The sequence below is a fragment of the Lacinutrix sp. C3R15 genome, assembly GCF_018860825.1.
Lineage (GTDB): Bacteria > Bacteroidota > Bacteroidia > Flavobacteriales > Flavobacteriaceae > Oceanihabitans.
On sequence record NZ_JAHKPZ010000023.1, the window covers coordinates 26,631 to 41,458 of the forward strand.

The 14,828-nt window shown below is 30.0% G+C and carries 17 protein-coding genes and 1 tRNA gene; 12 read left to right on the plus strand and 6 right to left on the minus strand.

What is annotated here, in order from left to right; all coding sequences use genetic code 11:
- The first annotated feature begins 91 nt into the window (after window positions 1–91).
- The 11 genes from KO494_RS07915 (at window position 92) to KO494_RS07965 (ending at window position 7,022) form a co-directional block, all read left to right on the plus strand.
- A complete protein-coding gene (locus KO494_RS07915) occupies window positions 92–1,168 on the plus strand; it encodes an ABC transporter permease (RefSeq protein WP_215967187.1) in 1,077 nt (358 codons plus the stop codon).
- An 86-nt stretch (window positions 1,169–1,254) separates the two neighbouring features.
- A complete protein-coding gene (locus KO494_RS07920; RefSeq protein ID WP_215967066.1) occupies window positions 1,255–1,746 on the plus strand; it encodes a TlpA disulfide reductase family protein in 492 nt (163 codons plus the stop codon).
- A 117-nt stretch (window positions 1,747–1,863) separates the two neighbouring features.
- Window positions 1,864–2,613, plus strand: coding sequence for a triose-phosphate isomerase (gene tpiA / locus KO494_RS07925; protein WP_215967067.1), 750 nt, complete (start codon window positions 1,864–1,866; stop codon window positions 2,611–2,613).
- A complete protein-coding gene (locus KO494_RS07930) occupies window positions 2,614–3,414 on the plus strand; it encodes a class I SAM-dependent methyltransferase (protein WP_215967068.1) in 801 nt (266 codons plus the stop codon).
- Window positions 3,415–3,459: 45 nt separating this feature from the next.
- Window positions 3,460–4,296: a 50S ribosomal protein L11 methyltransferase gene (gene prmA / locus KO494_RS07935; RefSeq protein ID WP_215967069.1), complete on the plus strand. Its 837-nt coding sequence runs from the start codon at window positions 3,460–3,462 to the stop codon at window positions 4,294–4,296.
- Window positions 4,297–4,349: 53 nt separating this feature from the next.
- Complete coding sequence (locus KO494_RS07940; RefSeq protein ID WP_215967070.1) at window positions 4,350–4,625, plus strand: ATP-dependent Clp protease adaptor ClpS; 276 nt, start codon at window positions 4,350–4,352, stop codon at window positions 4,623–4,625.
- 59 nt (window positions 4,626–4,684) lie between these two features.
- Window positions 4,685–5,206: an isopentenyl-diphosphate Delta-isomerase gene (gene idi / locus KO494_RS07945; RefSeq protein ID WP_215967071.1), complete on the plus strand. Its 522-nt coding sequence runs from the start codon at window positions 4,685–4,687 to the stop codon at window positions 5,204–5,206.
- Window position 5,207: 1 nt separating this feature from the next.
- Window positions 5,208–5,618 (plus strand): 6-carboxytetrahydropterin synthase, encoded by a 411-nt coding sequence (locus KO494_RS07950; RefSeq protein ID WP_215967072.1) that lies wholly within the window; start codon window positions 5,208–5,210, stop codon window positions 5,616–5,618.
- Between the two features lie 9 nt (window positions 5,619–5,627).
- Entirely contained in the window at window positions 5,628–6,593 is a 966-nt protein-coding gene (locus KO494_RS07955) for a type I phosphomannose isomerase catalytic subunit (protein ID WP_215967073.1), read from the plus strand.
- Window positions 6,594–6,620: 27 nt separating this feature from the next.
- On the plus strand, window positions 6,621–6,890 hold the full coding sequence (locus KO494_RS07960; RefSeq protein ID WP_215967074.1) for a hypothetical protein: 270 nt from the start codon (window positions 6,621–6,623) through the stop codon (window positions 6,888–6,890).
- A 58-nt stretch (window positions 6,891–6,948) separates the two neighbouring features.
- Window positions 6,949–7,022, plus strand: a tRNA-Thr gene (locus tag KO494_RS07965).
- Window positions 7,023–7,312: 290 nt separating this feature from the next.
- Here the strand turns inward: KO494_RS07965 and KO494_RS07970 are convergent.
- The 4 genes from KO494_RS07970 to KO494_RS07985 form a co-directional block, all read right to left on the minus strand.
- On the minus strand, window positions 7,313–8,005 hold the full coding sequence (locus KO494_RS07970; RefSeq protein WP_215967075.1) for a DUF4369 domain-containing protein: 693 nt from the start codon (window positions 8,003–8,005) through the stop codon (window positions 7,313–7,315).
- A gap of 98 nt (window positions 8,006–8,103) precedes the next feature.
- Window positions 8,104–9,414: a DUF819 domain-containing protein gene (locus tag KO494_RS07975; protein ID WP_215967076.1), complete on the minus strand. Its 1,311-nt coding sequence runs from the start codon at window positions 9,412–9,414 to the stop codon at window positions 8,104–8,106.
- Between the two features lie 309 nt (window positions 9,415–9,723).
- On the minus strand, window positions 9,724–10,647 hold the full coding sequence (locus tag KO494_RS07980) for a S9 family peptidase (protein WP_215967077.1): 924 nt from the start codon (window positions 10,645–10,647) through the stop codon (window positions 9,724–9,726).
- Between the two features lie 374 nt (window positions 10,648–11,021).
- Entirely contained in the window at window positions 11,022–11,615 is a 594-nt protein-coding gene (locus KO494_RS07985) for an alpha-ketoglutarate-dependent dioxygenase AlkB (protein WP_371742859.1), read from the minus strand.
- A gap of 59 nt (window positions 11,616–11,674) precedes the next feature.
- On the opposite strand from KO494_RS07985, the gene KO494_RS07990 reads away from it, so the two are divergent.
- On the plus strand, window positions 11,675–12,340 hold the full coding sequence (locus tag KO494_RS07990) for a M15 family metallopeptidase (protein ID WP_215967079.1): 666 nt from the start codon (window positions 11,675–11,677) through the stop codon (window positions 12,338–12,340).
- Window positions 12,341–12,344: 4 nt separating this feature from the next.
- On the opposite strand, the gene KO494_RS07995 is transcribed toward KO494_RS07990, so the two are convergent.
- Both KO494_RS07995 and KO494_RS08000 read right to left on the minus strand, forming a co-directional pair.
- Window positions 12,345–13,328 (minus strand): carboxypeptidase-like regulatory domain-containing protein, encoded by a 984-nt coding sequence (locus KO494_RS07995; RefSeq protein WP_215967080.1) that lies wholly within the window; start codon window positions 13,326–13,328, stop codon window positions 12,345–12,347.
- Window positions 13,329–13,497: 169 nt separating this feature from the next.
- The gene (locus KO494_RS08000) at window positions 13,498–14,739 is read right to left on the minus strand and encodes a DEAD/DEAH box helicase (protein WP_215967081.1); all 1,242 of its coding nucleotides are present in this window, start codon (window positions 14,737–14,739) and stop codon (window positions 13,498–13,500) included.
- Between the last annotated feature and the right edge of the window lie 89 nt (window positions 14,740–14,828).

A 14,828-nucleotide genomic window follows, 5' to 3' on the forward strand; every position in this document is an offset into this window, starting at 1 on the left:
TATACCATAACACTTCTAGGTATTTGTAAAAGAGAAGCAAAAGGTGTTAACAAGTAGCTAAAACAAAAAAAGAATAAAAAACGACAAACAACTGATAAGCTATTTATTAAATAAAACCGGTTATGCATTACTCACTTTATTTGGTGTAGTAACTGTAATATTCTTTTTGTTTAACGTACTTCCTGGAGATCCAGCACAAATGATGCTTGGTCAAAATGAAGATAGCGAGCAACTGGCATTAGTTAAACAAAAATATGGTTTTGATAAGTCAATAAGCACGCAGTATTTGTATTACTTAAATGATTTGTCTCCCATTTCATTTCATTCTAAAAACAAAAATAATTACACCTACTTAAGTCCTAGTAAATACACAGCTACCAAACTGTTTTCTGTAGGCAATACCACAACGGTTTTAAAGTTTCCATATTTAAGAGAATCTTTTACCAAACAAGGTAAAAAAGTTAGTCAAGTATTAGCAGAAACATTGCCAAATACTTTTGTTTTAGCTGTTTCAGCAATAGTTATAGCTATGCTGCTTGGTGTGTTTTTGGGTGTAGTTTCTGCATTAAAAAAAGATAGTTTTTTAGATAAAACCATTCAAATATTAAGTACAATAGGTATGTCTGTTCCTTCATTTTTCTCGGCTATATTGTTTGCATGGTTATTTGGTTATGTGTTGCATAAATACACCAATTTAGAAATGACAGGTAGTCTTTATGCATTAGATGATTATGGTGAAAAACTTCACATACAGTGGAAAAACTTAATACTTCCAGCTATTGTTCTAGGTATTCGTCCGCTAGCAGTAATTATTCAATTAATGCGTAACTCCTTATTAGAAGTTTTTAACCAAGACTACATACGTACAGCAAGAGCAAAAGGTTTGAGTGAGTTTCAAATAATTAAAAAGCATGCTATAAAAAATGCATTAAACCCTGTAGTAACAGCAATTTCAGGATGGTTTGCATCTATGCTTGCAGGAGCCGTTTTTGTAGAATATATTTTTGGTTGGAATGGCTTAGGAAAAGAAATAGTAAACGCATTAAATACCTTAGACTTACCAGTAATTATGGGTTCTGTTTTAATTATTGCAACCCTTTTTGTAATTATTAATATTTTTGTCGACATAATCTACACATGGCTAGACCCAAAAGTGGTGTTAAAGTAATATCATTATCAAAAGGTTATAGTTGTTTTCATAATTAGTAAACCCTTTTTTATACACGGTTTGCTATTAGTAATTACTTGTAAAACATGAAAAAAAAACTATTATTAGTACTCGTTAGTATATTATTTATAAGCTGTAAAGCACAAGAAATACCTACACAATTTAAAGAAGAAGCTTTAAACGATACTTTTATTTCTTTTGAAGGTGAAAGTATTTCCTTGAAACAAATTTTAGAAAAACATAAAGGAAATCCCATTTTAATAGATGTTTGGGCATCTTGGTGTGGCGACTGTATAGAAGGTATTCCAAAAGTAAAAGCATTACAAGAAACCAATACAGAGATGGTGTTTTTGTTTCTCTCTGCAGACAAATCTATCACTAGCTGGAAAAAAGGTATAAGTAAGTATCAAATTAAAGGAACACATTATTTTATGCCAAAAGGAATGAAAAGTGCTTTTAGCAAATCTATTGACTTAGACTGGATTCCTAGATACCTTATTATTGACGCTCAAGGATACATAAAACTATATAAAGCCATAAAAGCTGATGATAGTGAGTTATTAAAAGCATTAAATTAGTTACTTTTGTTTTTTACCTATATTTAATAGCAAAACTTCTTTAGTGAAGTTTTGTAGTAAATAGTAATAAATTAGTTTAACTTAAAAAAAGATTTTCGCTTTAGAGGATAAAAGATTATGAGAAAAAACATAGTAGCAGGAAACTGGAAGATGAATAATGATCTGTCACAAACAGAAACCTTAATAACTAGCTTAAAAAAACAAACACAAACATCTACTGCAGAAGTAATGATTGCGCCAACATTTACCAATCTTTGGCCTGCTTTTGATGCTTTAAGACAATCTGATATTGAGGTAATTGCACAAAACATGCATTTTGCAGAAAATGGAGCATATACAGGCGAAATTAGTGCTGCAATGTTAAAAAGTGTAGGTGTTCAAACGGTTATTTTAGGGCACTCAGAACGTCGTGCATACTTTAATGAAACAGATGAATTACTAGCGAAAAAAGTAGATGCTGCATTAGCAAATAACATGCGCGTTATCTTTTGTTTTGGTGAAGAATTGGCAGACAGAAAAGCTAATAATCATGAAAATATTGTAGCGTCACAAATAAAAAATGCACTGTTTCATTTAGAAGCTGTAGCTTTTAAAAATATTGTTTTAGCCTATGAGCCTGTTTGGGCAATTGGTACAGGAGAAACTGCAAGTCCTGAGCAAGCACAAGACATGCACGCATTTATAAGAAAAACGTTAAATAATAAATATGGAGCAGAAACAGCAAATGATGTTTCTATTCTTTATGGAGGAAGTGTAAAACCAGCAAATGCTAAAGAAATTTTCTCTAAACCAGATGTAGATGGAGGTTTAATAGGAGGAGCTGCATTAAACGCCGAAGATTTTTATGCCATAGTAAACGCTTTTTAAATGGATAAAGCTTCAGTAAAAGAGCTGTTAAGAAATTTAGGAATTATTAAACTTTCTGATAATCTTAGATATTTAGTAGTTAAATTTCAAAATAAAACTGAAAATAGGAAGTTTATAAAAGAAAACCCTTCTGTAAAATTACCTCCAGATTATTTGTTATATGAATCTCATCTTTTAAATTATAATGAGTATATAAAAAATGGAATTATTGATGCTAAATATTTAAAACAATTATTTGAAAAACATATAAATCTAGAGAATAAAAAGGTGCTAGATTGGGGCTGTGGTCCAGCAAGAGTTATTAGGCATTTTCCAGATTTGTTGCCAAATACACAGTTTTTTGGTACAGATTATAATGAAAAAAGTATTTCGTGGAATGTAGATAATATTCATAATGTACAGTTTCATAATAACGCTATAAATCCTCCAACAGATTTTAAAGAAAACACTTTTGATGCTATTTATGGCTTATCTATTTTTACCCATTTATCAGAAGCAAATCACAATAATTGGATTAATGAGTTGCACCGAATTGCTAATAAAAATGCAATATTAATTATTACAACACATGGAGAAGCTTTTAAAGAGCGGTTAGTAAAAAAAGACCAACTTAAATTTGAAGCTAACCAACTTGTGGTAGAAGCAAATACACTAGAAGGGCACAGAACCTATGCTGCATACCATCCTCCTAAATTAATGAAAAAACTGTTTCAAAATAAATTTGAAATTGTAGAGCATATTAAAGGAAATAAAGAAGATTGGGGAATATCTCAAGACACATGGGTTATTAAAAAGGTATAAAATGTAAACCTCTTTAATTAATATTTAAAAGATACATTAAAAAACATGTCAAATACAATATATATAGGTTATTACTTTAAAGTAGCACCTATACAACCAGGAACAGAAATTTTAATTGCAGAACTAGGTTATGCAGGATTTGAAAGTTTTGTTGAAACCGAAGAAGGTGTTACAGCATACATTCAAAAAGAAGAATGGAATGAAGATATTTTAAATGATATTCAAATATTAAACTCTACAGAGTTTGCTATTAGCTATACTTTTGATGAAATAGAACAAACCAACTGGAATGAAGAATGGGAGAAAAACTTTAACCCAATAGTAGTTGATGATTTATGTTCTGTTCGTGCTCCTTTTCACGAAAAACCTAATACTAAATTTGATATTGTAATAGAACCAAAAATGAGTTTTGGTACAGGGCATCATGAAACTACTCACATGATGTTACAACATGTTCTTCAAAACGATTTTAATGGTAAAACGGTTCTGGATATGGGCTGTGGTACAGGAGTTTTAGCAATTCTTGCCGAAAAAAAAGGAGCAGCAAAACTAGACGCCATAGATATTGATAATTGGTGTTATTTAAATAGTATTGAAAATGTAGCGCGTAATAATTGTAATAAAATTTCGGTTTTTGAAGGAGATGCAAGTTTATTAAAAGGTAAAAAATATGATATTATTATAGCCAATATAAACCGAAATATCTTGTTGAATGATATGGAAACTTATGCAGCAGCTTTAAATAAAAACGGAATGCTTTTTTTAAGCGGATTTTACAATAATGACATTCCTATTATAGAAGAAGAATGCAATAAACATATGTTAAAATTAGCTGAAAAGTTAGAAAAAAATAAGTGGGTATCTTTAAAATTCATAAATTAGTAAAACAAAAACACCTTTTTCCTTAGAAAAAATATCTTAAAGACAATTGGGAGATGAGCACAAAAGAAAAAATACAAGAACAAGTTCAGGTAGATACTAAAGCACAGCACCTCAATGAAATAGTGTTGTATAATGATGATGTAAATACTTTTGATCATGTTATAGATACGCTTATTTATGCATGTGATCATACTCCAGAACAAGCAGAACAATGCTCTATTCTTGTACATTATAAAGGCCAGTGTACCGTAAAAACAGGAGTTTATGATGAGCTGGAACCTCGTTGTACTATGCTGTTAGACGCAGGTTTAAGTGCAGAAATTGTTTAAAAATTTCCAAATATTTTATCAAATTAGAAGATTATAAAATTTACTCGTACTTTTGCAATATGATGGAAGAACAAGTAATTCTTGTAAACGAAAAAAACGAGCAAATTGGTTTAATGCCAAAGATGGAAGCACATGAAAAGGCATTATTGCATCGAGCTTTTTCTGTATTTGTATTTAATGATGCCAAAGAGCTCATGTTACAACAACGTGCCTTAGGTAAATATCACTCACCTGCACTTTGGACCAACACTTGTTGTAGTCACCAAAGAGAAGGTGAAAACAATATACAAGCAGGTAAAAGAAGATTGCAGGAAGAAATGGGTTTTGTAACAGAACTAGAAGAATCTATTTCTTTTATTTACAAAGCACCTTTTGATAATGGCTTAACAGAGCATGAATACGACCATATTTTAATAGGTAAATACAATGCAGTTCCATCTGTTAACCCAGAGGAAGTTGCAGACTGGAAATGGATGTCTCTAGAAGCTGTAAAACAAGATATAGCAAACCAGCCAGAAATATATACGGCTTGGTTTAAAATTATTTTTGATAAATTCTACCAACACATAAACATTACATAAAATGAAAGTAACGGTTAGTAGAAAAGCACATTTTAATGCAGCACATAGACTGTATAGAAAAGATTGGAGCAATGAAAAAAATGCCGAAATTTTTGATAAATGTAGTAACCCTAACTTTCATGGTCATAATTATGAACTTATTGCAAGTGTAACAGGAGAAATAGATCCAGAAACAGGTTATGTAATAGATATTAAAGTTTTAAAAGATATTATTAAAACAGAAATAGAAGACGCCTTTGATCATAAAAACTTAAATATAGAAGTGCCAGAATTTAAAGAACTAAACCCTACAGCAGAAAATATAGTAGTTGTAATATACAATAAAATTAAAAGTAAACTAGCAGCACATTTAACACTAGAGGTTGTTTTATATGAAACACCTAGAAATTTTGTAAGTTATTCTGGAATATAGATGTTGAATATGCTAACATACCCTATAAAATTTGAACCCATTTTAAAAGAAAAAATTTGGGGAGGACAAAAACTTAAAACCCTTTTAAATAAAAAAAGTGATTTAACTAATATTGGTGAAAGCTGGGAAATAAGTGATATAAACAAAGATAGTTCTATTGTAAATAATGGCGTTTTAAAAGGCAAAACCTTAAAAGAACTTCTTAATAGTTACAAAGAAGAATTAATAGGAGTTAAAAATTACAAAGTTTTTGGTAACACTTTTCCTTTATTAATTAAGTTTATAGATGCAAAAAAAGATTTATCTATACAGTTACATCCTAATGATACACTAGCAGCCAAACGCCATAATTCTTTTGGTAAAACAGAAATGTGGTATGTTTTACAAGCAGAAAAAGATGCAAACCTAATAGTAGGTTTTAATCAAGAAATGAACTCAGAGACTTATTTAAAGCATCTAAAAGCAAAAACGCTACCAGAAATTTTAAATTATGAAACGGTAAATGAAGGAGACTCCTATTTTATAGAAGTGGGGCAAGTGCATGCTATTGGAGCAGGAGTGATGCTTGCAGAAATACAACAAACCAGTGATATAACTTACCGAGTTTATGATTGGGATCGAGTAGATGATAACGGAAACCAAAGAGAATTGCATAACGATTTAGCTATAGATGCAATAGATTTTAATTTAAAAAATGATTTTAGAGTAAACTATTCTAAAACCATTAATAAAGAAAATGAAATGGTAGATTGTCCTTATTTTACAACCAATTATTTAGAAATAACCAATACCATTAAAAAAGAAAATAAAATAGATTCTTTTATTATTTACATGTGTGTTTCTGGTGAAGTAGAAATTGAAACAGCGCAAGCAACAGAACGAATTATAAAAGGGGAAACAGTATTAATTCCTGCCGCAATAAAAACGTTTCAAATTTCTTCTAAAAATGCGAAACTATTAGAAGTTTATGTTTAATTTTGCAGCAAATTAAAATTTTATATTATGGCAAATAAAAGAATCCTAAAAAAAGACATAAACTATGTGTTAGGAGATATTATTGAAGCAGTTTATGTTTGGGAATATGCAAATTCAGATAAAGACACTAAAGGAAGCGAAGAAATTATTGATGAAGCAATTGCTACATTTGATGAATTAATTGCAAAAGTTAATGATAGAAGTGTAGAAGATAAAAAAGCTCATTTTAAAGCAATTAACCAAGAACTAGAAGCTAAAGGTTTAGCGTTAATTGAAAAAATTAATAAACTAGGATAAATTTCTAGTAAAAACATTTGCTAATATCATTTTCAAGATTATATTTGCATTCGTTTTTGCCGATGTAGCTCAGCTGGCTAGAGCAGCTGATTTGTAATCAGCAGGTCGTGGGTTCGAGTCCCTCCATCGGCTCTTTAAAAAACCTCTCAATAATTGAGAGGTTTTTTTATGCAAAATACTTAGAGGTAAAAAGTTTTACTTGAGCTTACACTAAAGAAGCTGTTTTAAATACACTATAGTTTGGGTGAAGTATTTTAGCAAATGCATAAAGGTATATTTAAGGTGCATTCTTGTGCTTTTACTTGATAAAATGAATTCAACAAAAAAATCTCAAACATTGCTGTTTGAGATTTTTAGTTTTTACTCTTATTTCTTCTTTTTAGGCCTATTTAGAGAGCCTTGGCGTTAAAACCTTATAACTACTAATTATTCTTTTTTCTCTCTGCTATAAGAGCCTCTAATTCTTTACCATATTTAGATGCTTTTACTTTTGGTGTTAAAACCTTATTAATAGTGTCTAACCATTTCGTTTGAGCATCAGAAATTTCAGATAATGCTAAATAAGGAGCAATTTCATTGTCTTTATTTGCTATTGCAAAGTTTACAGTATATAAGTACTTGCTTTTTATTAAGTTATTATATGCTTTAGCATTGGCAATAATTTTAGCAGTATCCTTAGCTATTTTTGCATCAAACTCTTCTTTTATTAGGTTAAGATTTCTGTTGTTAAATCTAGACATAACTAATAAGTACTCTTCTAAAGCTTTTTGTTCTTTAGAGCCTTTAATTTTAGCATCTAATCCAAAATTTTTCACATTTGTATTTATTTCTGTAACCCCTTTATTTGCAAAAAATGAAATGGTTTCATCCTCGCTAGTATTTTTGTTTAGTTGTAAAAAATACATTTCAGGAGTTTCTAAATCGCTTTTAAAAGTAATAGGAGCTTCACCTTGAACAACTATTGAGTCTAATGTTATAACAGTAGAGTCTTGTACTTTTTTAAGATAAACGGTTCCTTTTTTTAATCCTTTAATGTTCACTTTTACAGTTAAATCTTTTTCTTTTCCGCAAGAAAAAAGAACAGCTAATGCTAGTACAAATATTGTTTTTTTCATTTAAAATAAATTTATTTCAGTATCCTTTCCGTGTCAACGAAAATCATATTATGGTTGTTTTTAAGTTGCGCAAATATGCTATAAATATTTTTTATATACTAGCTAGCTGCTGCTAATTGCATTAAAATAGTACAGCCTATTGCAGCAATAGTTCCAACAGCATATCCAAATACAGCTAGCAATACGCCAACGGTTGCAAGTGAAGGGTGAAAAGCAGATGCTACAATAGGAGCAGAGGCTGCACCTCCAACATTTGCTTGACTACCAACGGCTAAAAAGAAGTAAGGTGCTTTTATAAGTTTTGCTACAAAGATTAATAGTAAAGCATGAATAGTCATCCATACAAAACCAATTGCTATTAATCCTAAATTATCAAAAATCATGGTTAAATCCATTTTCATACCAATAGAAGCTACTAGTATGTAAATAAAAATACTTCCTATTTTACTTGCTCCAGCACCTTCGTAATTTTTTGCCTTTGTAAAAGATAGTATTATAGCAATTAGCGTTGCAATGCTAATCATCCAGAAAAAAGAAGAACCTAAAAAGGTAAGCATGTTTCTGGTGGTTGCAGATGCTATTCCTGCAACGGCATTTTCAAAAAATGGTGCTAAGAATCCAGAGATTAAATGCGCAAAACTTACAGCTCCAAAAGCTATGGCAAGTATTAACATATAATCTGTCAAGCTTGGGTTTCTTTTTACGCTTTCTGTAAAAGTAGATACTTTTTCTTTAAGCGCTTCAATAGAAGAGGTATCTGCTTTTAACCATTTATTAATTTTGTCGCGTTTACCAATACCAATAAGTATAATTGCCATCCAAACGTTAGCAACTACAATATCAACAAATACCATACCTCCATATAATTTTTGGTTGTATTCGTAAATTTCTAACATGGCAGTTTGGTTTGCACCACCACCAATCCAGCTTCCTGCTAGTGTAGATAGACCTCTCCAAACAGCATCAAAACCAGAACCACCTACTGTTTCTGGAGATACGGTTGAAATAAGTAAAATAGCAATAGGGCCACCAATGATTATACCAATAGTTCCTGTAAAAAACATAATTAAGGCTTTCCATCCTAAGTTAAAAACAGCTTTTAAATCTATACTTAGCGTCATTAGTACTAATGCAGCAGGAAGCAAATAACGACTAGCTACATGATAAATACTTGTTTTATGACTCACTATTTCACCAGCTTGGTCTACTGTTTGCCATTCTGGAGCAATTAAACCTAAAGATGTCAAAACTGCAGGAACCATATATGCCATAAAAAGTCCTGGAACTATTTTATAAAATTTAGACCAAAATCCGGTTTTTATATTTTCTGTATAAAATACAAAGCCTAGTGCTAGCATTAAAAAGCCAAAAACAATCGCGTCATTGGTAATTAGTGGTGTGTTTTCCATATTAGTTAATTTATACACGCAAAATACCAAATTAAATGTGAATTTTAAAAGTTTGGCATGAGATTTGAAATATACTTTACAGTTACTACAAGAAGCTTTTTTAGAGTGTGGTTACTTTATAATAAAGTGTAGTGACTAATTTTTGGTTGGTTAGTTAAGAAAAGCATTCTTTAGAATGCTTTTCTTTTTTTATGCCAAATATGTTACAGACTACTATCTGTTCTTTTTATTTATATTTTTTTAACTTTAATAGTAGCCTTAATTTATTATTGCTTGTAAATTGCTGTTTTTTCAGGAAGGCAAATTATATTAATGTATAAAAGCTACAATACTTTCAATTACCTCTGGATTAATTTTTCTAGAAATTTCATTATAAGATTTAGAGTTTTCTAAATTATCCCCTTCAATAGTAAATAGAATGTGATTCATATTTTCTATTATTTTAATTTGGGCATTTGCATTGGCTTCTTTTAAAAGGTTTGCTTCCGTAGTTGTTACTTGTAAATCTTTAGTACCATTAATAATAAGTATAGGTATTTGTAACTTTTTAATTTCTTTGGTAGGATCATATTGTATCCAGCTACTCATAAAAGGTTGTAAGCTTATATCAAAAATAGAAGCTAAAGCAGGAGGATAGTCTGTAGTTGTTTTATTTTCTTTTAAAACAGCAAAAGTTTTTTTAGTGTCTTCTGCAAACATTGGTGCTGTTTTTTCAATTTGTTCTTGTATTACCAGGTCTATGGTTTGTCCTGCTCCAGCTAATGAAATAAAACCATCTGCTTTTTCTTTTGCTGCAAGCATACCAACTAAGCTTCCTTGGCTATGGCCAATTAGGTATATTTTAGAATATATATTCTTCGCTTTAAAGTAATCTATAACAGAAATAGCATCTGTTACAAAATCATCAAACATAATATTTTTGTCAACTTTCCCTTTTCGTATTTGCTTTACAATACGTTTATCATATCTAAAAGTGTAAATACCTTGGTTAGTTAAGCCTTCAGCTAATTTTTTTAAGGAATTATTCTTTAAAAAATTCTGATTTCCATCTCTATTAGTAGGACCTGAACCAGCAATAATAATTGCTAAAACAGATTTACTGTTGTCTTGTGGTTTTAAAAGTGTTCCATCTATTAAATTATTAATAGCAATTTCTTCTGCTATAAATGTTTTTTCTTGCGCAATAGCAGTACAACTGAGTGCTATTGAAAGAATTAAAAATTTAATTTTCATAACTTATCTTTTAAGGTTTTATGTCATTGAATAATTAACAATGTATTTATAACGTAAAATTAGAAGAAAATAATCTACATATCATAAAAAAAAAAGAATAGTTTTTTAAACTTTTAGCGCATGTATTTTATCGATTATTTGTGTAATTTGAACACTAAATGTTAAAAATAAATGCATTTCATCGAAAATAAATGTTTTTTAACGTTATTACTTAAATATATTTATACTTTTGAATCGTGCTAAAGACATACTTTTAGTTTAATGGATTAATTAATTGATATTTGCATTATGTTGTTGATACTAGTGACCCTAAATCATACCATATTATAATATGCAAATTCTAAGAACAGAGGTTGAGGGACCTCTGTTTTTTTTTATGTAATAATTCTAAAAGTTAGATTTACTCTTTCTGCAACCTTTTTCTTTGTTTTTGGTATTTGATGTAGCCAGTTTTCTTGTGTATATCCTTTCATTATTAATAAACTACCATGTTGTAATGTCATTTTTAATTTTTGATCTTTTTTGGTTTTATGTTTTAAATGAAATGCTCTTTCAGCACCAAAACTTACAGAAGCTATAATAGGTTGGTTTCCTAATTCTTTTTCATTATCAGCATGCCAGCCGTTACTATCTTTACCGTCTCGATATAAATTTGCTAAACAAGTAGTAAAATGTGTGTTACAAATAGTTTCTATATGCTGTTTAATATGTAAAAGCTCTTTTGTAAACGCCTTAGGATGCATGGTAATATTAGAGTAAGAATAAGCTTTACTGTTGTTTGCGTATAATGCTGTTAGCCTTGGTTGTAAATGTGTTTTACCAAAAAGTTTTATGGTATCTTGTTGCCAAGTAATAGTTTTTAACAATGTTTTAAAATAGGTGTCAGCTTCTGTTTTTTTGAAATATGCAGGATAATAGATTGCTTCACCATCTTCTAATTGTAAGTTTATAGTTTCGTTAAACAACATCATTTATAGCTCAGGAATACATTTATATTTTTCCTAAATTAGCAATTAAAGATTTTAATATGAAAATTAAGGTAGTTTTTTTACTTTTTCTATTGCAATGGTCTGCGTTTGCACAGTTGCCAGAAGGTTTTGTGTATGTAGATGATGTTATTCCTGATATACAATTGGAGTTGCGCTACTGTTTACATAATAATTTTGTTGGAGAACCTGTAGCTGGTTATCGTGCTGAGGTTTGTATACTTACTACGCAAGCAGCAAATGCATTAAAAAAAGTACAAGAGGCACTAAAAAAAGATAGCCTGTCTTTAAAAGTTTTTGATGCCTATAGACCACAACAAGCTGTAAATTACTTTGCAGAATGGGCAAAAAATGTAAATGATACTTTAATGAAACAGCAGTATTATCCAGAAGTAGATAAACGTAATTTGTTTAGAGATGGTTATATTGCTTCACGTTCTAGACATAGTAGTGGTAGTACCATAGATCTTACAATTGTAGATTTAAAAACAGGAAAAGAACTAGACATGGGAACGCCTTATGATTATTTTGGAAAAGCTTCGTGGTATTTATATGATGGTTTAACTAAAAAACAAAAAGAGAATAGAGCCCTGTTACATAATGTAATGAGTACTAATGGTTTTAGACATTACCCAAAAGAATGGTGGCATTTTACCTTAAGAGGGGAGCCCTATAAAAATCAGTATTTTAATTTTCCTGTAGAGTAGTTTATTATTCCTCTTTATAGACTTCTAGGTCTAAACCTATGGCATAATTATTTAAACCCGCTTTTAAAAGATTAGAGTCTTCAATATTTTTTTTATCAAATAAAACCCATTGGTTATTATTTAAAAATACACGTTTTACAAAAGTTCTTGGAGTTTTTATTTTATCAGTAAAAGGCAATAGAGGTCTAAAAGTTGTAGATATTTTTACAATACCTTTGCTTGTTTTTACTTCTCTATATTTTTTGTTAGGCAACAGTTTTCCTGCTTTATCTGTATAACCCAAAACTTGAAGCGAAACAAACAAACCTTCTTTAGGCATAAAAATATCATTGTTTGTAACATTAACCTCAAAAACACTTTCACTAGCTTCTGTTACTCTAAAAACTATTTTATCATAAGTTAAAACATCTCCTGGAAGTCCGTTGTTGTTTTTGTAAAACTGTACTCTAAATAAGGTAGAAAAGGGTATTTTATTAGAGGTTTTTGATTTGCGTTTGCTCCAATCTTTCGCTTCTACTTTTATAGGTAAGAGGAGGGTGTTTATTTTTTTTGGTTTAGCAGGATTTTCATTTTTAAAATACACAGCAATTTCACTCTCTATAGTTGGTAACCAACATTTGTAATAATCATCATGAACGGTTGGTTTTAGTGTTTCGGTTTTAGATTTTCCTTTTGGAAAATAGTTTAAAAGTACTTCATCTAAAGCATCTTGAAAAGAGTTTAGTTCTATACGTTTTGTAAGATTAGTTGTAGCTATTTTAAAATTTTCATATCCTAAAGCCGAAATATATAATGTGTCTATATCTGCATATAGTTTTTTTGTAAAAATAAATTGACCTTCATCATCGGCAAAGATTCCGTTTCCATTACCAAACGAAATAGTAGCATAAGAAATAGGGTTTTTATTTTCTTTGTCTACAATAGTAGTTTGCGCTAAGGTGATGTTGCTAATTAAAAAGGCAACGAATAGAATTGTGTATTTTGTCATTTTTATTGTTTTACTCCTGTTTTACAAAATACAGCGCTTCTTGATACCATGCAAACAAAAATAGAAATCCCTGTGTTTCTTGACATAATTTTAGTGCTTATTACAAGTTTCTTGTGGTAATCTAATAAGTATTGTTTAAAATGGCATATGTTTTAGTCTTAAGTAAATTTTAATACCAACGTTTCTTTTTCTTTTTTGAAGCTTCGCTTTTTCTACCTTTTTTATGTTTACTTCCTGTTTTTTTAGAAGTATGCCTAATAGGTTTTGCTTTAGGATCTAAAGGAAAAGGATGTTCTTCTTCTACAGGAATTTGCACATTTATTAGCTGCTGAATACTTTTAATATACGTTTTTTCATCTGCAGAACATAAAGAATATGCATTACCAAAGTTTCCTGCACGACCTGTTCTACCAATTCTATGCACATAGGTTTCTGGTACGTTTGGTAAATCAAAATTAATAACAGCATCTAGTTCGTTGATGTCAATTCCTCGAGCAGCAACATCTGTAGCAATTAAAATATTTACATAACCATTTTTAAACTTTTTAAGTGCATCTTGGCGTAAATTTTGAGCTTTGTCTCCATGAATAGTTTCTACTTTAAAGTCATTTTTTAAAAGTGTTTTCTCTAATTTATCTACACCAAACTTGGTACGCCTAAAAATAAGTATATTTCCCTTTATAGTATTACGTAGTAAATGTAAACACAATTCAATTTTATCCTTTTTTGGCACGTAATACAATACCTGGCTTACGTTTTTAGCGGCAGATGAGGTAGGTGTAACTTCAATGCGTTCTGGGGTTTTTAAAATAGTATTCGCCAGTTGCTCTACTTTAAAAGGTATGGTTGCAGAGAATAATAAAATTTGTTTTCCTTCTGGGCAAAGGCGTTCTATTTTTTTTACATCGTCAATAAAGCCCATGTCTAGCATTAAATCTGCTTCGTCTAAAACCAAAGTTTCTATATAATCTAGGTTGAGGCAATCTTGTTTGTGTAAATCTAACAAACGTCCAGGTGTAGCAATTAAAATATCTACTCCTTTTTTTAAGATGTCTTTTTGTGGTTCTATACTTGTTCCTCCATAAATAACAGTGCTTGTTAGACTGGTGTTTTTAGCATAGGTTTTAAAGTTTTCTTGTATTTGTGCTGCTAATTCTCTGGTAGGACTTACAATTAATGCACGAATCTTTTTTCCTTTTTTAGAGCCTTCTTGCTTATCATATAACATTTGTAAAATAGGTAAAGCAAAAGCAGCAGTTTTACCTGTTCCTGTTTGTGCAGAACAGATAATATCTTTTTTGTCTAGTACAAACGGAATTGTTTTTTCTTGTACTAATGTAGGGTTGTCGTAACCTGCTTCTGCAATAGCACGTAGCAAAGGTTTGTTAAGTTGTAAGTCTTTAAATGACATAAAATTAAAAGTTTGCTACAAAGATAACTTAAAAGTAATTGTAGATTAGATATAAAAGAATCCCTTTTTTGTAAAATGCTTATAAGTAA